We start from the raw sequence: 22,520 nt of genomic DNA, 5'->3' as shown, positions 1-22,520 counted from the left end.
ATCATGGAACAACAAGCGAAGGCAGCGGAGAGTCAGACGTGTGATGTCCTGGTTATCGGTGGTGGCCCGGCCGGTACGACCATTGCGCCGATTCTGGCCGAAAAGGGCTACAAGGTCGTTTTGCTCGAAAAAGCGCGGCATCCACGCTTTCACATCGGTGAATCGCTGTTGCCGGCGAATCTGCCGCTTTTCGAAAAAATGGGGATTGCCGACCAGGTCAAGGCGATCGGCATGGAAAAATGGGGCGCCGAATTTGTTTCGCCGAACCACGACAAGATGTCGCAGTGTTTTCACTTTGCCGATGCCTGGGACAAATCGATGCCCTACGCCTACCAGGTCAAGCGGGCTGAATTCGATACCATCCTGATCCGCAACGCCGAGAAAAAAGGTGTCGAGGTCCATGAGAACTGCAAGGCCAGAGCCGTCGATTTCCTGCCGGACAATAGCGGTGCCAACGTTTTGGCCGAGCATGACGATGGTCGCCAGGTTGAATGGAAGGCCCGATTCGTGGTCGATGCTTCCGGCCGCGACACATTTCTTGCCAATCGTTTCCAGATCAAGCATCGCAATCCGAAACACAATAGTTCGGCAATCTATGGCCATTTCTCGGGTGCCAGGCGACACGAGGGACAAGCGGAAGGCAATATCACCATTTTCTGGTTTGAACATGGCTGGTTCTGGTTCATTCCGATGCAGGGCGATGTCACCAGTGTCGGGATGGTGACCTGGCCGTATTTCATGAAAACCCGCGGTCAACGGAATATTGAGCAGTTTTTGCGCGATGGGATCGACATGTGCCCGGCGCTGGCTGATCGGCTGAAAATGGCAACCTTGGTCAATCAAGTTGAGGCGACCGGTAACTTTTCTTACGTTTCGGAGCGCAATCACGGGGCCAACTATCTGTTGTTGGGCGATGCCTACGCCTTCATCGATCCGGTGTTTTCGTCCGGTGTTCTGCTGGCCATGAACAGTGGGCTCATCGGTGCCGAGGCGATCGATACCTGTCTGCGCAAGCCGGCCGAGGCTGCGGCAGCACTCAAGCGTTTCGACGCCCTGATGAAGCATGGCCCCAAGGAGTTTTCCTGGTTCATTTATCGGGTCACCAACCCGATCATGCGGGACTTCTTCATGTATCCGAAGAATATTTTCCGGGTCAAGGAAGCCCTGCTCTCCGTGCTGGCCGGGGATATTTTCGGCAAGACACCGATCTGGCGTTCGATCGGGATGTTCAAGGTGCTTTATTACATTGCCAACATCATCCAGCCGCGAAGGGCTTTCACAGGCTGGAAACGTAGGCGTTTCAATATTCGCCGGGTTGACGACACGGCCATCAATTCAATCTAGTGAATCTCTCGTTTCTTTCCGACTGCGCTGTTCAGGATCTGCCTTCGGCCTTGGCCGAACGGGCAGACCATGTGCTTGGCGGCAGCGCCATCGGCTTTCCGGCTGGTTCCGGCAAAAAGACCGACTGGCCGCTTCAGACGGTTGTCACGCCTTTGCTGGGCGGCAACCGCGAGATGATGGCTGAAGCCTGGTTGAGCGATGTGGTTTGCCTGTCCGGTGAGTTTGAAGGGATACGCTGGCGTTGTGCCGGCCCGCTGCTGTTCGGTGTGATTGAACTGGATGAAGCTGATTTTGCCGGGCAAGCAGGCAGTTCACCGCTCCAGGAAGCCAGTGCCGAAGCTTACCGCCGGATATTTACCTTGCTCGATGCGCAGCAACGGCCACATCTCTGGCGTGTCTGGAACTATCTGTCGGATATCAATATGGAGACGGCCGGACTCGAGCGTTATCGCCAGTTCAATATCGGTCGCCAGGACAGCTTCCTCGAATTTTCCCGGGGGGCTACCGGCAATGTGCCGGCAGCATGTGCTCTGGGCGTCGCGGGCGGTCCGCTGAGCATTGCTTTCATGGCCGGCATTCACCCGGCTGTGCCTGTTGAAAATCCGCGCCAGGTCAGTGCCTACAACTACCCGAGCGAGTATGGTCCGCGCAGCCCGATTTTTTCGCGGGCGGTACTGGCCTATCTTCCGGCGCAGGAAGTCCTGTTCATTTCCGGCACGGCGAGCATTGTCGGCCATCAGACCGTGCATCCGGGCGATTTGGCCGGGCAATGTCGGGAATCGCTGGCCAATATTGCCGCGGTGCTTGCCGAAGCCAACCGCCTTGCCTGTTCGGACACCTTTGTCATGTCCGAGCTTTCCTTCCGTGTCTACATTCGTCATGCCACCGATTTTCTGCCGGCGCGCAATATCTTGCTGCCGCTGATTGGTACCGACGTCGAAATTGTCTTTGTTCAGGCAGATATCTGCCGACACGACCTGTTGATTGAAATAGAGGCTTTTGCCTTGCACTTTCTGGGGAATCGTTGATGACCAGCCCACAATACCGCCGGATTATCCGTTTGATCGCCTTGAGTCTTGGCCTCTCTTCCGGCGCGATGCAGGCCGCTGAAGAAAAGCCCCTGTGGGAAATTGGTGCGGGTGTCGCTGCCTTCAGCTTTCCGTCTTATCGCGGTTCGGACCAGACCAATAATTTCCTGATGCCGGTTCCGCACTTCACTTATCACGGTGATTTTCTCAAGGCGGACCGTCACGGTATACGCGGCAGTTTCTTCGATTCCGACCGTCTCGACCTGACGCTCAGCGTCGCTCTTTCTCCGCCGGTCAGCAGCAAGGACATTACGGCGCGGGCCGGGATGTCCGATCTGAAGGGAACCTTTGAAATCGGTCCTGAAATGGATGTCACATTCTGGCGTTCGGACAACAAGGCCCGCTTCATCAAACTGCTCATGCCCTTGCGCGCGGCGATTACCGTTGAAGGCTCGCCCAAGGAAATCGGCTGGGTTTTCCATCCCAAGCTGAATATGGACATTACCGATTTGCCGGGCATGCCGGGCTGGAACCTGGGAATGCTGGCCGGCCCCCTGTTCGGCGATCAAAAGCAGCATGCCTACTATTATTCGGTCGATCCGCGCTATGCCACGGCAGGTCGACCGGCCTACGAAGCCAAGGCAGGTTATGCCGGCATGCAATATCTGCTGGCCCTGTCGAAGCGCTTCCCGGGCTATTGGCTGGGTGGTTTTGTCCGTTACGACAATCTTGGCGGATCGGTTTTTGAAGACAGCCCGCTGGTGCGCCAAAAGGATTACGTTGCGGCGGGTGCGGCGATCACCTGGGTTCTCGGCGAATCCTCCACCCGCGTGAGGGTGAATGACTGATCAGGGTCGGACAGGCAAGCCGTGGTGGATTGCCTACGAATATCTGGCCATGTTCCTTGGTCTTGGTGCGCTGGCCCTGATTTGCCTGGGCTGGCTGCCATTCGCCATGATCCTGTATCCACTTTTGCCGCGCCGGCTTGGCCAGCCCTGTGGCCGGTTCATGATTTCAGGCGGTTTCCGGGTTTATTTGTCGATCCTGTCCTTTTTCTGCGCCTGTCGTTTCGAGCTTTCCGAGCTTGATCAACTGCGCGATGAAGGCCCGTTGATTCTCGCGGCCAATCACCCTTCCCTGCTCGATGCCGTGATGATCGTGTCGCGCCTGCCGAATGCAGTGTGCGTCATGAAAGCTGCGCTGATGGACAATATCCTGTTCGGTGCGGCGGCTCGGTTAGCCCGCTATATTCGCAACAATGCGCCACTCGAAATGATCCTCAATGCCCGGGAGGAACTTGCCAGTGGCGCGCAACTGGTCATTTTTCCGGAAGGTACGCGGACGAGCGACTTTCCGATTGATTCTTGCTCGCCAAGTACCGGCCTGATTGCCGGACGGACATCCATTCCGGTACAAACCTTGCTGATCGAGTTCTCCACCCCTTATCTGGGCAAGGCCTGGCCGTTGTTTCGCCGACCGATCTTGCCTTTGCACTGCACGATTCGCCTGGGCCGCCGTTTTTCTGCCCCGGGCAATGTCGAAGCATTTACGCGCGAGCTTGAAGCCTATTTCCGCAGTGAACTGAAAATCACTGCGCAGGGCTTGTCGACCGCAGCATTCGTTGCCTGATGGATTTCCATGCCTGAAGTTTCTGCGACGCATCTCGTCATCATTCCCAGTTACAACCCCGGTCCCAAGGTTCTCGATACCGTGCGGGCGGCCCGTGCCCAGTGGGCACCTGTCTGGGTGATTGTCGATGGCAGCACCGATGGCAGCACCGAGCAATTATTGGCGCTGGCCGAGCACGATGCCGGATTGCGCATCGTTGTCCTGCCGCAAAACAGCGGCAAAGGCTCGGCTGTGCTTGAAGGTATTTCACAAGCCGCGGCGGCTGGATTCACGCATGCGCTGACGATGGATTCGGATGGCCAGCATCCGGCACAGCTGATTCCCGATTTCATGGCCGCCTCGCAGGCGCAAGCTGGGGCGATGGTGCTTGGCAAGCCGGTATTCGATGCCGATGCGCCTGCCTTGCGGGTCAATGGCCGCAAGGTATCGAATGGCTGGGCCAACCTGGAAACGCTGTGGATGGGGATTGGCGATTCCTTGTATGGCTTTCGGGTTTATCCGATCGCGCCCTTGAAACGGATCATGCAATCGAACCGTTTCATGCGGCGTTTCGATTTCGATCCGGAAGCGGTGGTCCGACTTTGCTGGGCGGGCGTCAGACCGGTCAATATTGATGCGCCGGTGCGCTATTTCAGAGCTGATGAAGGGGGCGTTTCGCATTTCCGTTATTTGCGTGACAACACGCTGCTGACCTGGATGCATACGCGCCTGTTCATCGGTTTCGTGATTCGCCTTCCACTGTTGATACTCCGCAGGTTCCAATGAACACGACAGAAGTATTCCTGATCGCGATGACGATCATTTTCACCCTGCCCTACCTGATCTGGCGGGTCGGGCGGACTGACTATTACGCCCCGTTGGTCGTCGTCCAGATCATGACCGGTATCCTGCTCGGGCCGGGCGTTCTTGGCCGTGCTTTTCCCGATTACTACAGTTTTGTCTTTACCCCGGCAGTCGTTCAGTCGTTGAACGGCATTGCCTGGTGGGCGGTCATGTTGTTCGTGATGATTGCCGGTATCGAGCTGGATCTGAAAAAAGCCTGGGCGCATCGCCGTGAAAGCTCGATCACCGCCGGGCTGGCACTGGGCACACCGTTGCTGTTCGGTTGTCTTGCTGCCGCCATCCTGATGCTTGACGATGGCTGGATGGGTCCCCGGGCATTGACCTGGCAATTTATCCTCGGTGTCGGCATGGCGTGTGCCGTGACCGCACTGCCTATCCTGATCCTGTTGATGGAGAAGCTCGATGTCCTGCGTCAGCCGATCGGCCAGCGCATCCTGCGCTATGCCAGTCTTGACGATATCGCCATCTGGGGCGTCCTGGCGCTGATCCTGATGGACTGGGAACGGGTCGGCAAACAACTGGCTTTCCTGATTGCCTTTGCCGTCGCCGGTTACGCTTTCCGTCAGTTGATGATGCGCCTTAACGAACGCGACCGCTGGTACGTCGCCTTGATCTGGCTGGCGCTTTGCTCCTTCGGTGCGGACTGGGCGGGCCTGCACTTCATGGTCGGCGCTTTCCTGGCGGGCGCGATCATCGAGGCGGAATGGTTCAACCAGGAAAAAATGGATTTGATGCGCCATCACGTCCTGCTGGTCATCATGCCTGTCTTCTTCCTCAGTACCGGGCTGCGGACCAATTGGGCGCTGGGTGGCGAAGCAGTTTTCGTCGGTGCCGCCTTGCTGCTTTTCGCATCGATTGCCGGCAAGCTGCTCGGAATCCGCTTGGCCGGGAAAATTCTCAAATGGCAACCCGGCGAAGCCAGCATCATTGGCTGGCTGCTGCAAACCAAGGCGCTGATCATGATCATCTTTGCCAACATTCTGCTCGACAAGCAGATCATCACCAGCGAAGCCTTCACCGCCTTGTTGCTGATGGCGGTGGCCAGCACGATGCTGACCGTGCCGGTTGTCGCCCCCAAGCTGGCGCGCATGAAGGAAATCATTTTTCGCAGTAATTGAGCGGCTTTCGATCAGGAGCAAGTCATGGGGATGAACAGCGAGTACGTAGAAATCGAGCCGGCCCGTGCTGCGGTCGACGCATTGGAAGGCCCCGTTTTGATTGAATTCGGTGCGCCCTGGTGTGGTCACTGCCGCGCCGTTCAACCTTGGCTGGCTGGCGTCATGGACGGTTTTCCGGCTATCCGGCATCTGAAAATCGAAGATGGACCGGGGCGACCTCTGGGGCGCTCGTTTCACGTGAAACTCTGGCCGACGCTGGTGCTGCTCAAGCAGGGGGTAGAAACGGGTCGTCTGGTTCGTCCGGCCGATGAACAGCAGATTCGATCCTTGTTGCTCCAATCCATTGAATAATTAAAATTTTTCGCAAAATTTGATTTGGCAATATTCCTTTTGTAATAGATATATTGGATTATTCTGGACAAAAGAAATAGAGGGTTGGGCGCATGAAAAAGAATCTGCCGGTCACGCAAATCGAAAGGCCGTTTCCTGACGGTAAATACCTTGTCTCACGGACCGATCTCAAGGGAATAATCACCACGGCGAACAGCGTGTTCGTTGAGATGAGCGGCTTCAGCATGGCTGAGCTGATCGGGACGAACCATAACCTGGTGCGCCATCCCGACATGCCTCCCCAGGCTTTTGCTGACCTGTGGACGACGGTGAAGGCTGGTCGGCCGTGGCGTGGCATCGTCAAGAACCGTTGCAAGAACGGCGATTTTTATTGGGTCGATGCACTGGTTGTTCCAGTGATTCAGGCAGACCGGATTACCGGTTACATGTCGGTTCGCCACAAACCGAGCCGCGAGCAAATCGCCCAGGCCGATGCGCTATATCAGAAACTGAATGCCGGTGCCGCCCGCTTGCCGACGCCGGGCCTGTGGCAAAAAACCAGCCTGCGGAGCAAGTTTTTCGGGGCTGTCAGCTTCATGGTCCTGGCCAATATCCTCGGCGGGGCGATCAATCTGTTCGGGGCCGATTTCGGTTTCAGTCACGAAACGACGACTCACCTGCTGCGCTTTCTTGGCATCTCCAGTATTGCCGTTGGTTTGGGGTTGATGGCCGTACAAAACAAGGTTTTCGACATTACCGGCCGGATTGCCAGTCGCCTGAACCATATTACCCAGGGCGATCTGACCGATACGATTCCGCTGCATCGCGTTGATGAACTGGGCAAGTTGAATGATGCGCTGGTCGTCATGCAGACGCATTTGAAAATCATGATTGCCGAGATTGCCGGGGCGGCTGAGATTGTTTCCGGTAACTGCGACCAGCTATCGGTCCAGGCCAGCGAAACGCATGCCGTATCGGAAGTGCAGTCGGAGGCGGTGACCAGGATCGCCGCAGCCATCGAGCAGATCAATGCATCGATTGCCGAAGTGTCGAACGGCGCGATGCATGCCGCCGAGGCGGTGAACAATTCCCAGCGGCTGGTCGGCGATGCCGGTAGCCAGATGGATCTCAGCCGGCAGGCCTCGGCCAATGTGGTTGCCACGGTATCCCAGGCCGGCAATACGATGGCTGAATTGTTCAAGTCGATTCATGCGATCGGTACGGTGACCCGGACGATTGAAGAGATTTCCGACCAGACCAATCTGCTGGCCCTGAATGCGGCGATCGAGGCGGCACGGGCCGGTGAAGCCGGTCGTGGATTTGCGGTTGTTGCCGACGAGGTGCGCAAGCTGGCCGAACGAGCCAGCCAGCAAACGCGGGAGATCACCACGACTGTTTCGGAAATTCAGCGCGTCACCCAATTGGCCGTCAGCGAAATGGAAAATGCCGGAAATTTCGTGTCGACCACGGATCGCGCCATGGTGCTGGCTCAACAAGGCCTGCAGGAAGTCACGACACATGGCTGCGTGGTGTCTGGTTTATCGCGCGATATTGCCCTGGCGACTCGCGAACAGAGCGTGGCTGCAGAAGATGTCGTCCGGCAGGCTGAGTCGATTGTGGCCGGCGTCGATCAGAGTGTTGCTGCGATCAGCCGGATGCGCGATCAGGCCGGTGAAATGAGTGCGGCGTCGAATGACCTGAAGGAACTGGTCAAGCACTTCAAGTTTATCGGCTAGATCATCGCGCCGTTGATCGAGATGACCTGCCCGGAAATATAGGCTGCGTGCTCGGAGGCGAGGAAGGCGACGAGATCGGCGACTTCTTCCGGGCGGCCGGCACGTTTCATCGGGACGATGGATTTGATCGTTTCCACATCGAACGCGCCGGCGATCATGTCGGTCGCGATAATGCCCGGCGCCACGGCGTTGACCGTGACATTGCGGCTGGCCAGCTCAAGTGCCAGCGATTTGCTGGCCGCATGCAAGGCGCCCTTGGCCGCCGAATAATTGACCTGGCCGCGGTTGCCGGTAATCCCGGCGATTGATGAAATGGTGATGATGCGTCCCCAGCGAGTGCGAATCATCGGCATGGTCAGCGGCTGGGTAACGTTGAAAAAGCCGTTCAGCGAGACGTCGACCACGCTATCCCATTGTTCGCCCGACATACCGGGGAAAACGGCATCGGCGTGAATGCCGGCATTGTTGACCAGAATCTGGATGCTCCCTGCTTCGAGCAGCGTGGCCAAGGCAGCGGCAGTGGCCGCGCGATCGGTGACATCGAAGGCCACGGCTTCGGCGCTACCGCCGATAGCGGCGATTTCTGCTACAACGGCGGCTGCCTTGTCGAGACTGCGGTTGGCATGGACGATGACATGCAGGCCATCCTTGGCCAGGCGTTTGCAGATGGCAGCACCGATGCCGCCGCTACCGCCAGTGACGAGCGCACGTTTCATGGATTTTCCTTGCCGAGCGCATCGGCATCGAGCACGACGGCGGCACGGCCTTCAAGCAGGCAGCGGCCGTCATGGCTGAGTGAAAACTGATAGAGGATATGGTTGCTGTCGCCGGACAGGCGTTCGGCCTGGACGCACAACTCGCCGGCCAGATCGTCGAGCCGGGCGACATGCAGGGTGACGCCGCGCACGCTGGTCAGGTAGCCCTGGCGCGGTCTGTCGCTGGTGCCGGCGAGTAAGGCGCCGTGTACGGCCATCGCCTGGGCGGCATATTCGATGCCGTTGGCTGCACCAAGCCGGTCTGCGGCACGCAGCGGGTTGGCAGGGTCGGCATGACTGGTGGCGCGGCAGGAAATGGCCGTTTCCGACCAGTCGACCACGGCATCGAGCAGACACATGTCGCCATGGTGGGGAATGCGTCGGGCGATCCAGTCGTGGTCGAGTGTCAGCATGGCTGCAGGTCGATGGACAACTGCATCGGCGGCAGATAGTCGATGCAAACCGGACCGTATTCGCCACGGGCCAGCCTTTGCAACAGCGGCAGGCAGCGTAATGCGGGGATGCTGGTGCGCAGGTTTTCCAGCCCGGCGTCGGCCATTTTTTCAGCCGCTTCCGTACTTGGCGTGACCATGATCCGGGCCACCGAGCGCTCGGTCTTTTCCGGCGTCAGCAACAGGCCGAGACCGGCGCAATCGGGGGTGTCGCGCTTGCTGAACAAGGGTTCCGGATATTCGCTGTCGTAGGCGACGAGCATGGTGGCTTGCCGGTCGACAATCACTTGGCCGAGCGTATCGAGCAGTCCGGCACCGAAGCCGGCGTCGAAGGCGCCGATCACCTGGCTGGGAGCCATCGATTGGGTGGCAATTCCCCAGTAGCCGGCGCCGGCGTTATGCACCGAGTTATGAAAACGGGTCGGCGAAACCTGGCGATCATCGCTGGCCAGTTGTTCGCACAAGGCGTGGCAGTTGTGACCGTCAGCGCCGGATGCGGCAAAGACGGTAGCCAGCTGGCTGACATCGGCGCCCGCATTGGCGGCGGTTTCAAGGCCGATGGCCAGGGTCAGTTTGACCAAGCGGCTGGCCCGCCGACGTTCGGCCGGTGGCAGGATGCTTGGTACCGGCAGAATCGATGGTGCTGCGGTGTACGGCGCAGCGCCGCGCAAAATGCTGCAGGCGCTTGCCCAGTCGGGCAGGCCGGGGGCGAGCAGGCCGATACCTTCGATCCAGACGGTCAGGGGGGTCGGGGTCATGGTGCGACTCCAAAAACAAGGCTGCAATTGCTGCCGCCGAAGCCGAAGGAGTTGGTCAGCGCATGACGAACCTTGGCCGGACGGCTATTCAGCAGGTAGTCGATGGGAATGGCCGGGTCCGGCGTTCCGGTATTCGGGCTGCCCGGTAGCAGATCGTGGGTCAGCGCCAGGGCGCAGACAATCGCTTCGACCGCACCGGCCGCGCCCAGCGTATGGCCGGTCGCACCCTTGATCGAGCTGCAGGGAACGCGATTGCCGAACAGTGCGGCAACCGCCTTACCTTCTGCCGCATCGTTGGCCGGCGTGGCGGTGCCGTGCAGATTGATGTAATCGATATCGCCGGTCTGCAGGCCGGCCGAGCGCAACGCCGCTTCCATGGCCAGGCGTGCGCCCAGTCCTTCCGGGTGCGGTGAGGACATGTGATAGGCGTCGCTTGATTCGCCGGTGCCGAGCAGCAGGACGGCGCCCGACGGCGTATCGGCCGGCAAGCGTTCGAGCAGCGCAAAGGCGGCACCCTCACCGACCGAAATGCCGTTGCGCGTCGCGTCGTAAGGCCGGCATGGTGCCGACGAAGTCAGTTGCAGCGAGGCAAAGCCGTGCAATGTCGTCAGGCACAGGCTGTCCACGCCGCCGACGATGGCCGCATCGATGGTCCCCAGCGCCAATTGACGGGCCGCTGCAGCAAAGACCTTGGCGCTCGATGAGCAAGCCGTTGAAATCGCCAGGGCCGGGCCTTCGAGCGCGAAATAGTCGCGGGTGAATTCGGCGACCGAAAAGGCATTGTGTGTCGTGCGATAGATGAAATCTTCCGGCAGGGCGCCGCTGACCGGATCGCGTCGGCGATAGGCCTGCTCGGTTTGCAGGATGCCGGCCGTGCTGGTGCCGAGGAAAATGCCGACGCGGGTCTTGCCGTAGCGGGCAATGGCGGCCCGGACATGGCTTGCGAAGCCATCCTGTTCCAGTGCCAACTGGGCCAGGCGGTTGTTGCGGCAATCGTAGCGGGTAAGCGATTCGGGCAGTTTCTGGGCGTCGACCGCAGTGACTTCGCCGATCCAGGTATCGAGATCGACGGTTTCGAAATCGCAGGGTTTCAGGCCGCTGCGGCCATCGCGCAGGCCAGCCAGCGTTGCATCAAGCCCGTGGCCGAGCGTGGTGGTTGCGGTGTAGCAGGAAAGAAGGAGCGGGGACACGGCGGACCTCGAATTCATGAACAGTGAATTTTATCAGAGGGGCCTGCCCCCGGTTGGCTGCCCGTTCAGTTCGTCTCGGCCCGGCCCAGGCAAGTGCGGTAACGCCCTTCGACGCGCCGGGCAAACCATTCTGTGGTCAGCTGACGGCTGATTTTCGGGCTTTTGAGATCGATCTGTGGCATTTGTTGACGCGGCAGCAAGCGCCCGGCCGAAACTTCGGCCAGCCGGAACAGCCGGTTGAACAGCGGGCTGTCGCCGAAACCGGCTGATTTTTCGAGGAGCAGGTCGCGCCGGATTTCGGCCCGATTCATTTGCAGGCGCGCAGCCAGGTCGCCCAGCGCGGCTTCGACGCTGCTCGGGGTGGCGCTTGCCCTGCCTTTTTCATAGCGCAGCAGATCGCCATCCAGGCTGAGCGTTTGCCTGGTCAAGCGATTCAAGGCGGCCTGGAAGGCGGCATTCCGGCTGCTGTAGCGACCGGCGTTGAAATCGGCGAAGCGGTAAAGCACATCGTCGTAGGGGGCCGGATAATCGAGCAGGATGGCGGCACCGAAATAAACGCCACCGCGCCGGGTGAACACCTCATCGCGGATGTTTTTGCCGAGGGGATAGGGATAAGGTTTTTCCCGCGCATGTTCCTCGGCGAAGGCGATGCTGACCTGCATCGGCCCGGCGGTGTGTACCGGGTTGTAGTCTTTCAGCCAGCGCTGGCCGAAAGGCAGTTCGGCAATCATGTCTTCGTACAGCGCGTTGAGCTGTTTTTCGGTTTTCAGCGCATTGATCCGGTCGGCATAGGTTTTGCCATCCGGCGAGGTCTTTTGCAGCACCGCCCGGAGCACGAATTTGGGCATGCCGAATTTGCCGACGCGCTCTTCCAGGCCTCGCCAGACGATATCGGGCAATCCGGGGACGACCGGGTCGGCCTGGAAAGTCGATTCCTGCTCGATCACGGCAATGCTGGCGCAGTAGGTTTGCGCAGCGGCCGGAATATTCAGGTGCGTGTAGGCGGTGTGCAGATCGCCGGCCCAGCCGGCCCTATCCTTGACGTTGGCCGGAATCAGCCGGGCGATGCGCTGGCGCAGTTCGGCTTCCGGCAATTCGGACCACGGAATGGTGCGTGCTTGCCCGCTGGGTGTCGCCATGTCGCCGGGCAGAACCGGCCCAGGCGGATTGTCGATCGATGTACAGCCAGCCAGCACAAGCAGCGGCAGCCATCGGAAAAGCATCGGGCGCATGCCGGGGATCAGGCGGCGGGAACGCGGCAGATCAGCATGATGTTGGCGAAAGGTTTGCCTTCATTCATCGGCAGCGTTTCGACGACAAAGCCGAGGCTTTTCAGCAGTTCAACCCATTCGACCAGCTTGCGGCCATACAGGGTCGGCAGGCGATGGCCGCGAACGAAGGTCACGGCATGATCGACCCAGTTGCAGATGTGGTACGGCAGGCCGGCGCCCTTGTCGCCGACGCGGGTCAGGAACAGGCCGCCCGGCGGCAGGGCGGCACGGATGCGCTTGAGTACATCTTTCTGGCGCGCGTGATCGACGTAATGCAGGGCATCGAGGATGGTCACGACATCGGCCTGACCGAAATCGACCTTGCACATGTCGCCCTGGCGAATGCTCACAATCGGGTGATCCAGCCCGAAAGCCTGGCTGGCGCGGTCGACATCCTTTTGCATCAATTCGTAGCCGAGCAGTGCCAGCGGCTGCGGCGCCGGCGCCCAATCAGCCGGCCAGTTGCCCTGTTCGTACAGCTTGCGGGCGGCCAGCAGCCAGGCAAACAAACTGCCCTGACCGCAGCCGAGGTCGAGAAAACGCCCTTGAGCCGGGAAAATGCCGCGCTTGAGCAGTTCGCGGAAGATGCAATCGGAGGAAAGTTTGCCGCGTGCGTAGTGGTAGGCGAAGCGGCTACCGTTGCGAAAGGGGCGACTGGCATCGTCGAGCAGGGTTTGCAGGAAGCGGGAGGTCATGTCAGGGCGGCGGGAAGGGTTACGGGGGTCAGTCCGGCTGCGCGGATTTCATGCAGCAGCTTGGGCAGAACGGAAAGAATGACGGGTTGGCCGGCGCTGTTGCGTGCGCTATTGCCGTCGTGAATGAGCAGAATGTCGCCGGCGGCGAGATTTTGGCAAAGCCGGCCAAGCACGATGGCCGGATCTGCCTCGCATGTGTCGTAGCCGCGCCGTGTCCAGGCGGCCAGTTGCAAGCCTAGATGGGTCAGGACCGGGTCGAGGAAGGGATTGCGCAAGCCGGCGGTCGGCCGGAAAAAGCGTGGCGGCTGGCCGGCAAGTTCGCCGAGGATGGCCTGGGCGCTTGAAATATCGGCCTTCATGCGCCGGTAGCCGAACAGGGAAAAGTGCCAGGCATGAGCCTCGCCATGATTCTCGATGCTGTGGCCGCGTGCCACGATTTCGCGGCAGAGGGCCGGATATTGCCGGGCATGCCGTCCGATGCAGAAGAAACTGGCTTTGACCCCGGCGCCATCGAGCATGTCGAGCACCTGGGGGGTAACCTCGGGGTCGGGACCATCGTCGATGGTCAAGGCGATTTCACCACGCCGGCAGGCGCTTTCCGGCAACCGGGTCAGGGTCGGACCGAGCCAGTTGCAGCGTGGCAGAAGACCAGCCAAGGTGATGATGGCGTGATTGACGATGAGTGCGGCGACCGCCCATGGCCAGCCCGCAGGCAGGGCGAACAGGCTGAATACGGCCGCCAGATGGGTGGCCAGTGTCAGTTTGAGGGTGAGATTGGGCGACCAGGAACGGGGCATCGTTTATCTGGGGAATAAGTCACTGTGCAGGAAATGGTCCCACAAAACCTGCCATACCGGCCATTCATGGCCGCCGGGAACGGCCAGCGAAGCGTGATCGGGGAAGCATTCGGCAATCTGGCGCATTCCGTCGGCAAAGCGGTCTTCGCTGCCGTAACCGACGAATACGGGAAGTCCGGCCGGTGGGTTTTTCAGCCACTGCCAGGCACGAAATTCAGGGTCATCGAGTTGCTCGGGCGTCGGCTGCCATTGCGCCAGACCGCCGGCCCGGGCAATCGCATTGGTTGTCAGTCGCGAGCCGGGGTAAGGCGCGAGCAGGCACAGGCCATCGAAGGCGCCGGGTGTATCGGCGTTGTGGCACAGCGTCAGCAGGCCGCCGAGCGAAATGCCGCCGAGCCAGATTTGACGGTAGCCCTGCTCTCGGGCCGGCGCGATGATCTGCGCCTGGAGCGCCGGTAGTGCCGTGCCACTGGAAATTTGCGCCAGATCGAGGTCGACCGCGACAAGGTCGAGCTTCAGGCCGAGATCCGTGACGCGGCTGAAAAAACCAGCCGTGACGTAGTCTTCCGGCTTCATATAGGCGCCGGGCAACAGCACCATCAGTGTCGATGCGCTCGAACACTGCTGGATGGTCCGTAGCGTCGGGCTCATCCGGTGGTTCCACGCGGCGCGAATATCGCTGCCAGCAGCAATGCCAGCACGGCGCCGGGGCCGACTGTCACGCCGACGGCGTGCAGGATCGGCACGTTGGACAGGCCGAGCGTGCCGAAACCGATCGCTGTGGTCAGGTTGGCGACCAGCATCGAAGCCAGTGTTTCCGGATCGGGGCCGGTCGTCTCATCGGCCCGGTCGAAAAACAGGGCGTAATTGGAACCGACCGCGACAATCAGCAGCATGCCGATCAGGTGCAACAGGTGCAGGCGTTCGCCGAGCAGGTGCAAGCCGCCAATGACGATCAATACGGCAAGAATCAGCGGCAGCAGGACACGCCCGAGCCGGCGCGGCGAACGCAGGGTGATGGCGAGCAACAGGATGATGCCGATCAGGCCGGCCAGCGAAAGTTGCGATGCTTCGTGCAGGTAATCGTTGTAAAGCTTGTCGAACTCGCCCTTCATGTCGATGAACAGTGCCTGCCCGGCTGTGTCTTCTGTCAGCGCGGCACGCACGGCCGCGGCATCGATCATTGCGCTTCCGTCTTGTGGCGGGCGCAGCGGCAGCAGGACGCTCCAGCCCTTGGCATGCTTGAGCAGCATGGCATCGACCGCGAGGGCCAGCTGCGTACCGGCCAGCGAGGCCGGTGTGATTTTCGGTTGCCGGCGGGTCGATTCGATATCGGCAAGAAAGCGATCGAGTTTGCTGGCGGCCAGCGGCGCATCCTGCAGCACGGCCTTGAGGCGGAGTGCAAGCTCATCGTTTGACGGCAGACTGGCTTGCCGCTGGGCCTGGCTCAGCTGGCTCGGCAGGAAACGGGTCGGGCTGTCGTAGCCGCCGAGCAGCCCGCGCTCGACCAGGCGATCCAGCTGCAAGCCGGTACGTTCGGCCATTTGCAGGGCGGTTTCCTGGTCTGCGGCATTGATCACGACAAGGTAGCGCGAATCCGGTGCGGCCATGTCGGCGCGCAGTGCGAGATCGACTTGCTGATCGGCCTGGCTGACCGGGCTGAGGGCCGACAATTCAGGGTTCCACAGTGAATCGCGGTCAAGATAAAGCGTTGCGGCCGCCGCGATTGCCAGTGCGAGCATGGGCCAGCGCAGTCGCTGGACTTGTCCGATGCTGCGTTCCAGCAGATGGCCGAGTGGCGTCAGATCGCGGCGTTCTATCGTTGTGCCGGCTAGTTGTGGCAGTACGAAGCGAGTGACCAGTGCCGCGGTCAGGACGCCGGCCAGCGAATACAAGCCGAGTTGGGCCAGGCCGGGAAAGCCGGAAAAGAGCAAGGCGGCAAAGCCGGAAATCGAGGTCAGTACGCCAAGCCGGATGGTTGGCCAGAAACGTTCGCGCCAGGCATCGACGCCCATCCGGCTGGATTGCACGAAGTAGTAGATCGAGTAATCGACGGCCTCGCCGATCAGCGCCGAACCGAAGCCAACGGTGATGCCGAAAACCGTGCCGTAAGCCAGGCTGACGGCGACGACGCCGGCCAGCGCACCGGAAACGACGGGCAACAGGCCGAGCGTGAGGAGCCGGAAGGAGCGATAGACGAAGAACAGCACGGCAATGATGGCGACGCTGCTGATCAGCGACAGCTGGCTGACTTCATCCTTGATCGTGGCTCGCGAATTGACCGCGAACAGGCCGGGGCCGGAGAGTGCCAGGCGGGCATCGCTCAGGCCGCTTGCCGTCCGGCTCTCGGCGAACTGCTGGCGAATCAGCTGGATGGCGTTTTCCTGGCCATCGGTATCGGAGCCGAGGGCACGGGTCTGGATCAGCAGCATGGCGCGTTCGCCGTCACGCGAGGCCCAGACGCCGGCCCGGCTGGCAGGCTGGGCGCCGGCATTGAGCTGGCTGAGGATATCGACCAGTTCGCCGGTCGGGTCGCTGGTCAGCAGCGGCTTGAGCATCATGCCGGCCGGCGAGGCAAGTAGGTCGATGCTGTTCGAAATGGCATTTTTCAGGCCGTCGACCGTGAAACGTTCGGGCCGGACGCTCGGGCTGAGCAGATAGCGGTGCTTGAATAGAAAGTCGCGGTCGGCTGATTCGCTGCCACTTTGACCATTCTGAACCGAAGCGAATTCGGGCATTTTGCCGAGTCGACCGCGCAAATCGCGCGACAAGGTGGCGCGTTGTTCAACATCGCCGCCGCTGATCGCGACCATCAGCAATCGGGCCACTGCCCCTTCCTTGAGCTGATCGACCAGCACCTGTTGCTCGGCCGTCGGCTTGGACGGCAGGAAGAACGACATGTCGGCGGTAAACCGGCTGTGCCAGACGATTGCAGCGCCGGCCAGCATGGCCAGCAGCCAGAGTAGAAAGCTGCGGCGGGCGGGGCTCATCGGTTGTCGATCGGTTCGATGCTCATCACCGAACGGTCGCCGTCGGCCTGCAGGTACTCAATGTTGCGGATCTGGTTCTTGCTGCCGCTGACGGTAATGCGCTGCACCAGGGCGGCAATCTTTGGGTCGCTCGGCAACAGCGTCAGCGTCCATTTATCCAGATTGCCGGCCAGGAAGAGCGCGTAGTTTTTCTCCAGCGCGGCGCGGTTGCCGGTCAGTGTGCCGCGAATGCTGTCGATGAAGGCCAGCGCTTCCGGCTGGTTGCTCAGGTTGATTGTCAGTTTCTGCTTTTCGCGCTCGATGCTGAGCATGTCCTTGTCGAGCAGCAGGGTTTCAACCTTGGGTGTCAGCGTGCGTTTTTCCAGCCGGTCGGGGGCGGTGTAGCTCATTTCGCCGCTGGAGACGACCGGCTTGTCGAGTACGGCAAGGTATTTTTTCTCGACGAAACGGGCCTTGCCGCCTTTGTGGCGGGCCAGTTCGCCCATCAGCTGGCCGAGGTCGAAGGCGGCCAGGGCCGGGAGGGTGAGTGCCGCGAGAATGAGGCCGGCAAAAAGTCGCTTGATCATTTTTTCTGCCAGAAATCGAAGAAGTTGAACCAGTTGTAAGGTGCCAGGCGGCAATAGTGGCTCAGCCGGTCGGCGTAATGCTGCTGCGCGGCGCGAATCGCGGCATCGCGTTCGCTGCGCGGCGTGTCGGTGAAATCAGCCAGCGCTTCGAAGTGTATCCGGTAGTGGTTGCCGCCCAGGTAAAGGCCGGTCATGAAGAACACCGGACGGCGCAGCATCGCGGCGAGGCGGAAGGGGCCGACCGGAAATGGGGCCATTTCGCCGAGAAATTCGCAGTCGACCGTGGGATCGTCACTCAGGCTGCGGTCGGCAAGAATGCCGACAAGGTAGCCTTGATCGAGTTTGTCGCGGGCTTCGAGCATCGATTCCATACGGCCGAGCGAGATGATGTCCTGGGTTGCCGCCGGGTTGATCGCCTCCAGCGTGGCGTTGATCTTGCGGGCATTTTCCTCGTACATCAGCATGGCGACCTTGAGCCCTGCCCTGCCCCGGCCGACGGCGCGCAATACTTCAAAGCTGCCGAGATGGGCGCCGATCAGCACTGCACCGGTTTGGGCGGCAGCCAGTTCATGCACCGGGTCGGCGCCGATGACTTCGATGTCGAACAGGTCGAAACGGTCGTTGAGCAGATAGATACGGTCGTGAATGGTGCTGGCGAAGCTGAAGACGTGACGAAAGCCGTCTGACCATTCCGCCCAGCGGCCGAGCGCACGGTGCAGATATTCACGGCTGAAGTGGCGGGCGCGCGGCGCAAAAAGTACGTAATAGGCGGTGATGCCGTAGAGCACGACGCGGCCGATGGCCCGGCCGAAGGTCAGCGAAATCCAGACCATCAGGCGGAGGATGGCGAGGTTGCTGCGTTCCTGCTGACGCAGCCAGCTTGGCGTGGCCGGCCGGGTCATGGCGCCGGTGTCAGGCTGCCGGAGGCAACGTCACGTCCGGCGGCGCGGACGGTAAAGGCGATGGCGCCGCTCGGCTTGGTCAACAGGCTGAAGGTCAGTTCTTCCTGCGGGGCGACCGGGCTGAGAAACTTGGCGTTGCCGATTTGCCAGCCGGAAACCGGGCGTTCCAGCAACTGCTCGGTGAACCGGATGGCCTGATCGAGCAGCACAACGCCGGGCACGATCGGACGACCAGGGAAATGACCGGCAAAGCTCGGATGATCGGCCGGTACGGACCAGTGGTAATCAGCGCTCGACATGTCCGACCTTTTCGTTGAACAGTTCGAGCAACTGCTTGCGCGGTAGCTTGCCGGTGCTGTTGCGCGGCAGTGCATCCATGAAGACGACCGGACGCGGCAGGAAAATCGGATCGACGCGCTGGCGCAGTTCGGCCTGCAACTGGCGGCTGTTCAGGCCGGGGGCGACGACGAAGGCGCATAGCCGGGTGATGCCGTCCGGGTTCAGTTCGTCGGGCAGGAAGAAAGCTGCATCGGAGACGCCGGGCACGGCGCAGATCTGATGATTGAGGTAGGCCAGCGAAGTGCGTTTGCCGGCGATGTTGATCAGGTCGGCATGGCGGCCATGCAGGATGAAACAGCCGTCAGGCAGGATCTCGATGACATCGGACAAGGCGATTTCACGTTCGATATGACCGCCTGAGGCAAAGGTGACGTCCTCTTCCTGGCGCAAGCGAACGTCGGGCAGCAACTTCCAGGCTTGGTCGGCCGTTGTCTGGCGGCTGGCGACCTGCCCCGTCTCTGTCGAGCCGTAGATTTCGTAGAGCGGCGCGCCAAAGCTTGCCTCGGCATCCCGAGCCAATTGGGCCGACAGCGGTGCGGTGGCCGAAAGGATCAGTGCAACCGGCGGCAGTTCGAGGCCGGCGGCGAGCAGTGCGGAGAGATGGAACGGCGTGGTGACCAGCATCCGGGGTTGCGGTACGGCGTTCAGCGCGGCAACGATATCCTGCGGATAAAACGGCTTGCCGGCCCAGAACGGGGCTTGGGCATGCATCGCAAGCAGCACGGTCGATTCGAAACCGAAGCTGTGCTGGGCGGGAACGGTGCCGACAACGTGATGTACTTGCCGGTTGATGCCCAGCCGCTCGGCTTCGGCATAGGCGCTCTGGACGATGAAACCCCAGGTCTTGTCGTGGGCAACCGGCGTGCCGGTCGAGCCGGAGGTGTACAGCCGGACGGCAGTCCGGTTGGCCGGGATGAGCGGGATTTCACCGATATTTTCGCGGTCGACCGCGCCAAGTTCGGGAAAATCGAGACGCGGCAGATCGAGGCTGTCGAAATCGTTGTCGCACAGGCAGAAAACATCGGGGCTGGCGGCTTGTATCTGGCGCAGTGTTTCGGGCGATTGCGAGGCGGGCTGCAGGCTGATCCTGTCGCTGACCAGGCCGGCCGCCAGACCGACCGTGAAACGATAGCGGTCCTGGCACAGGTTGAGCATGTGCCGGCCGGCCGGCAAACGGGCAGCCAGGGCGAATGTGTCGGCCAGAAAGTCGGCAATGCTGACCGGGCCGTTCTGCCGCCAGGCAAAAATATCATCGAGTGGCGCGGGGGCGAGGAGCGGAACCAGGCTCATGAACTTTCTGTCTTTTGGCGGGTGGAAAGGCGATAGCCGCGGATGGTGTCAGCGATGCTCGACTGATCTTCCGGCGGCAGTGCGTGCCGCCGTACAAGATGTTCGATGACGAACATCAGGGCGATCAATACGGTGCCAAGCAGGTTGGCGAAGGTCGACCACACGCTCGCCGGGGCGAAGACGAACAGGATGGCGGAGATCAGCGCGGTCAGCATGAAATAGCTTGTCCAGGCGATCGTCACGCGCCGCGTGTATTTTTCCTTGATCGGCGAAATGACGCCATCGTGGGCCAGTCGGGCGAAATGGGTGACGAGCGGCACGTGACCTTGCAACAAGGTACGGCCGAACAGGGTGCCGAGCGCCAGATTCGTCCCGACGTGCTGGATAAAGTAGAGCAGCGCGATGTTCTGACGCAGCAGCGGCCACTGCCAGATCAGCACGGCAAGCATGGCCAGGCTGCCGAGTGTGACCCGCAGGGGGCTGCCGACGCGCCAGAGGACGATGACGACAATCGCCAGGAGCGGCGCACAGGCCAGTGCGGCAGAGAGGTCGGAGGGGCTGTCGCCGGCGCTGCCGTAGTGGGCCAGCACAGCCCAGGCGACGACCAGCAGGCCGACCGCAAGACCGCGCAGAATGGCGGTCGGGCCCAACCCGGTCATTTCGTTCGCTGGCTGGCGATATGGGTTGCCAGGGCGCGCAGTGACGAGAAAATACGAATATTGTCTTCGTTGTCCGAACGTAACTGGAAACCATAACGTTTCGAAATAACCAGCGCCAGTTCAAGAATGTCGATTGAATCCAGCCCCAGGCCATCGCCGAACAGCGGGGCATCGGCTTCGATTTCATCGGCGGCCAGGTCGAGGTTGAGCGCTGAAATGATCAGTTCGGCCACTTCCGGCAAAAGTGCTTCGATGGCTTGTTGGGCAGAGTCTTGGGTCATCGCAGTGATTTCCGTGAACTAGGCATTGACGCTGCGAAACGCGAGCACCGCGTTGCTGCCGCCAAAAGCGAAGGAATTGGACAAGGCGGCGCGCAGGGGCTTGCCGCGCCGCGCCGTCGTAACGTGGTCGACGCCAAGGCAGGCCGGATCAGCCTGGTTCAGGTGAGCGGTCGGCGGAATGGCCTGTTCGCGCAGGGCAAGGACCGTGATGATCGCTTCGATCGCACCGGCTGCGCCGAGCTGGTGGCCGTGCATGGACTTGGTGGCGCTGACGGCCAGGCGGCTGGCACGCTCGCCAAAAACGGCTTTCAGGGCCGAGATTTCGACCGGGTCGCCTTCGGCGGTTGCCGTACCGTGCGCATTGACGTAATCGATCTCGTCGGCCAGCAGGCCGCCGTCGGCCAGGGCTGCATGCAATGCGCGAACCTGGCCGGCCGCTTCCGGGCGAACCAGGTGGCTGTGGTCACAGCTTGTGCCATAGCCGACCAGTTCAGCGTGGATGCGGGCGCCGCGCGCCACGGCGTGTTCCCAGTCTTCGAGCACCAGCGCCGCCCCACCCTCGCCGAGGACCAGTCCGGTCCGGTCGGCGCTGAAGGGCCGGCAGGCGGTTGGTGAGCTTGTTTCATCGCCGCTGGCCATGACGCGCAGCGCTTCCCAGGCACGGGCCACGCCGTAGGCTTGCGGGACATCGGAGCCACCGGTCAGCATGATCGTTGCTTCACCGCTGCGCACGCGTCGGAAAGCTTCGCCGATGGCGATGGCTGACGAGGCGCAGGCAACGGTATGGCTCATGCTGACACCGCCTAGCCCGAGCTGGATCGAAATGTGGGCATTGGCCGCGTTGTTCATGCCGAGGATGACCGAGAGCGGTGAGACGCGCTCGCGACCCTTCTGCCACAGTTCGCGATAGCCTTTTTCATAAGCCAGCGTGCCGCCTAGCGCGGTACCCCAGGCGACGCCCCAGTTTTCGCGGTTTTCAGCGGGTTGACCGCGCAACAGGCCGGCATCTTGCCAGGCATCGAAGGCGGCTGCGGTGCCGAGCTGGGCGAAGCGGTCCATGGTGCCGGCCAGCGGCCGACCGAGCGTCGCATCGGCGTCGAAAGCCGGGCAACTGACAAAAGGAATGCTCAGGGGGCGGGGAATGTCGTCGGTCAGCAAATACCGTACGGCAGATTCACCGGCGAGCAGACGCGCAAAGAAGTCGGGCAGGTCGCCGCCGTAGGGGCTGATCAGACCCAGCCCGGTGATTGCTACCCGCCGCTGGCTCATCGCTCAGCTCTGTTCGCTGCGGAGTTGATCCATCAGCGTCGCCATTTCGCCAACGGTTTTCGGGCTTTTCAGATCTTTGGAAAGCGTGATGCCGAAACGGTCTTCAAACTCGAACATCAATTCGAGCAGCATCAGCGAATCGACCCCCAGATCATCCAGGGGAGCGTCGGGAACGACCGTATCCGGGGAAATCCCCAGTCGGTCATGAAGAAATTCGCGGATCAGGCCAAGAGAATCCATAGTGGGCAGCATTTTAGCCGAATGGCTTATATTTACAA

Annotated in this window: 25 protein-coding genes; 8 read left to right on the top strand and 17 right to left on the bottom strand. The window is 61.1% G+C overall.

The features are described 5' to 3' along the window. Positions 1-3 precede the first annotated feature (3 nt). From GBK02_RS01780 to GBK02_RS01745, 8 genes are all read left to right on the top strand, one after another. Entirely contained in the window at positions 4-1,344 is a 1,341-nt protein-coding gene (locus GBK02_RS01780) for an NAD(P)/FAD-dependent oxidoreductase (RefSeq protein ID WP_203468072.1), read from the top strand. Continuing rightward, complete coding sequence (locus GBK02_RS01775; RefSeq protein WP_239003124.1) at positions 1,344-2,372, top strand: hypothetical protein; 1,029 nt, start codon at positions 1,344-1,346, stop codon at positions 2,370-2,372. Before GBK02_RS01780 ends, GBK02_RS01775 begins: the two co-directional genes overlap by 1 nt. After that, complete coding sequence (locus GBK02_RS01770; RefSeq protein WP_203468071.1) at positions 2,372-3,220, top strand: MipA/OmpV family protein; 849 nt, start codon at positions 2,372-2,374, stop codon at positions 3,218-3,220. The genes GBK02_RS01775 and GBK02_RS01770 overlap by 1 nt, the downstream gene beginning before the upstream one ends. Continuing rightward, complete coding sequence (locus tag GBK02_RS01765; protein ID WP_203468070.1) at positions 3,213-4,001, top strand: 1-acyl-sn-glycerol-3-phosphate acyltransferase; 789 nt, start codon at positions 3,213-3,215, stop codon at positions 3,999-4,001. Before GBK02_RS01770 ends, GBK02_RS01765 begins: the two co-directional genes overlap by 8 nt. A gap of 9 nt (positions 4,002-4,010) precedes the next feature. Beyond that, positions 4,011-4,766, top strand: a complete 756-nt coding sequence (locus GBK02_RS01760; protein WP_203468069.1) for a glycosyltransferase family 2 protein — start codon at positions 4,011-4,013, stop codon at positions 4,764-4,766. After that, the gene (locus GBK02_RS01755; protein WP_203468068.1) at positions 4,763-5,962 is read left to right on the top strand and encodes a cation:proton antiporter; all 1,200 of its coding nucleotides are present in this window, start codon (positions 4,763-4,765) and stop codon (positions 5,960-5,962) included. Before GBK02_RS01760 ends, GBK02_RS01755 begins: the two co-directional genes overlap by 4 nt. Before the next feature lie 24 nt (positions 5,963-5,986). Further along, complete coding sequence (locus GBK02_RS01750) at positions 5,987-6,313, top strand: thioredoxin family protein (RefSeq protein ID WP_203468067.1); 327 nt, start codon at positions 5,987-5,989, stop codon at positions 6,311-6,313. A 92-nt stretch (positions 6,314-6,405) separates the two neighbouring features. Further along, the gene (locus GBK02_RS01745) at positions 6,406-8,028 is read left to right on the top strand and encodes a PAS domain-containing methyl-accepting chemotaxis protein (RefSeq protein WP_203468066.1); all 1,623 of its coding nucleotides are present in this window, start codon (positions 6,406-6,408) and stop codon (positions 8,026-8,028) included. On the opposite strand, the gene fabG is transcribed toward GBK02_RS01745, so the two are convergent. From fabG to GBK02_RS01660, 17 genes are all read right to left on the bottom strand, one after another. Next, positions 8,025-8,744, bottom strand: a complete 720-nt coding sequence (fabG, locus tag GBK02_RS01740; RefSeq protein ID WP_203468065.1) for a 3-oxoacyl-ACP reductase FabG — start codon at positions 8,742-8,744, stop codon at positions 8,025-8,027. The two genes, GBK02_RS01745 and fabG, sit on opposite strands and share 4 nt — an antisense overlap. Further along, entirely contained in the window at positions 8,741-9,196 is a 456-nt protein-coding gene (locus GBK02_RS01735) for a hotdog family protein (RefSeq protein WP_203468064.1), read from the bottom strand. Before GBK02_RS01735 ends, fabG begins: the two co-directional genes overlap by 4 nt. Further along, the gene (locus tag GBK02_RS01730; RefSeq protein ID WP_203468063.1) at positions 9,190-9,993 is read right to left on the bottom strand and encodes a beta-ketoacyl synthase chain length factor; all 804 of its coding nucleotides are present in this window, start codon (positions 9,991-9,993) and stop codon (positions 9,190-9,192) included. Before GBK02_RS01730 ends, GBK02_RS01735 begins: the two co-directional genes overlap by 7 nt. Further along, positions 9,990-11,183 (bottom strand): beta-ketoacyl-[acyl-carrier-protein] synthase family protein, encoded by a 1,194-nt coding sequence (locus GBK02_RS01725; RefSeq protein ID WP_239003123.1) that lies wholly within the window; start codon positions 11,181-11,183, stop codon positions 9,990-9,992. The genes GBK02_RS01730 and GBK02_RS01725 overlap by 4 nt, the downstream gene beginning before the upstream one ends. A 65-nt stretch (positions 11,184-11,248) precedes the next feature. Then, entirely contained in the window at positions 11,249-12,406 is a 1,158-nt protein-coding gene (locus GBK02_RS01720; RefSeq protein WP_239003121.1) for a DUF1615 domain-containing protein, read from the bottom strand. A 17-nt stretch (positions 12,407-12,423) separates the two neighbouring features. Further along, positions 12,424-13,149, bottom strand: a complete 726-nt coding sequence (locus GBK02_RS01715; RefSeq protein WP_203468060.1) for a class I SAM-dependent methyltransferase — start codon at positions 13,147-13,149, stop codon at positions 12,424-12,426. Further along, positions 13,146-13,946, bottom strand: coding sequence for a polysaccharide deacetylase family protein (locus tag GBK02_RS01710; RefSeq protein WP_203468059.1), 801 nt, complete (start codon positions 13,944-13,946; stop codon positions 13,146-13,148). Before GBK02_RS01710 ends, GBK02_RS01715 begins: the two co-directional genes overlap by 4 nt. 3 nt (positions 13,947-13,949) lie before the next feature. Further along, positions 13,950-14,597, bottom strand: a complete 648-nt coding sequence (locus tag GBK02_RS01705; RefSeq protein ID WP_203468058.1) for a hypothetical protein — start codon at positions 14,595-14,597, stop codon at positions 13,950-13,952. Further along, entirely contained in the window at positions 14,594-16,936 is a 2,343-nt protein-coding gene (locus tag GBK02_RS01700; protein ID WP_203468057.1) for an MMPL family transporter, read from the bottom strand. Before GBK02_RS01700 ends, GBK02_RS01705 begins: the two co-directional genes overlap by 4 nt. Then, positions 16,933-17,502, bottom strand: a complete 570-nt coding sequence (locus GBK02_RS01695; protein ID WP_203468056.1) for a LolA-related protein — start codon at positions 17,500-17,502, stop codon at positions 16,933-16,935. Before GBK02_RS01695 ends, GBK02_RS01700 begins: the two co-directional genes overlap by 4 nt. Then, a complete protein-coding gene (locus tag GBK02_RS01690; protein ID WP_239003120.1) occupies positions 17,499-18,404 on the bottom strand; it encodes an acyl-CoA synthetase in 906 nt (301 codons plus the stop codon). Before GBK02_RS01690 ends, GBK02_RS01695 begins: the two co-directional genes overlap by 4 nt. After that, entirely contained in the window at positions 18,401-18,703 is a 303-nt protein-coding gene (locus GBK02_RS01685; protein ID WP_203468055.1) for a 3-hydroxyacyl-ACP dehydratase FabZ family protein, read from the bottom strand. Before GBK02_RS01685 ends, GBK02_RS01690 begins: the two co-directional genes overlap by 4 nt. Beyond that, positions 18,690-20,033 carry an AMP-binding protein gene (locus GBK02_RS01680; RefSeq protein ID WP_203468054.1) on the bottom strand — a complete coding sequence of 448 codons (1,344 nt, stop codon included), beginning with the start codon at positions 20,031-20,033 and terminating at the stop codon, positions 18,690-18,692. Before GBK02_RS01680 ends, GBK02_RS01685 begins: the two co-directional genes overlap by 14 nt. Then, entirely contained in the window at positions 20,030-20,692 is a 663-nt protein-coding gene (locus GBK02_RS01675) for a hypothetical protein (RefSeq protein ID WP_203468053.1), read from the bottom strand. Before GBK02_RS01675 ends, GBK02_RS01680 begins: the two co-directional genes overlap by 4 nt. Continuing rightward, on the bottom strand, positions 20,689-20,946 hold the full coding sequence (locus GBK02_RS01670; RefSeq protein ID WP_305852118.1) for a phosphopantetheine-binding protein: 258 nt from the start codon (positions 20,944-20,946) through the stop codon (positions 20,689-20,691). The genes GBK02_RS01675 and GBK02_RS01670 overlap by 4 nt, the downstream gene beginning before the upstream one ends. Positions 20,947-20,991: 45 nt before the next feature. Continuing rightward, entirely contained in the window at positions 20,992-22,242 is a 1,251-nt protein-coding gene (locus GBK02_RS01665) for a beta-ketoacyl synthase (RefSeq protein WP_203468051.1), read from the bottom strand. Positions 22,243-22,245: 3 nt separating this feature from the next. Next, positions 22,246-22,482: an acyl carrier protein gene (locus tag GBK02_RS01660; RefSeq protein ID WP_203468050.1), complete on the bottom strand. Its 237-nt coding sequence runs from the start codon at positions 22,480-22,482 to the stop codon at positions 22,246-22,248. Positions 22,483-22,520 lie beyond the last annotated feature (38 nt).

Source organism: Dechloromonas sp. TW-R-39-2 (assembly GCF_016864195.1).
GTDB lineage: Bacteria > Pseudomonadota > Gammaproteobacteria > Burkholderiales > Rhodocyclaceae > Azonexus.
The sequence above is the reverse complement of the archived record's forward strand: the minus strand, read 5'-3'. Positions and strand labels throughout refer to the sequence as shown.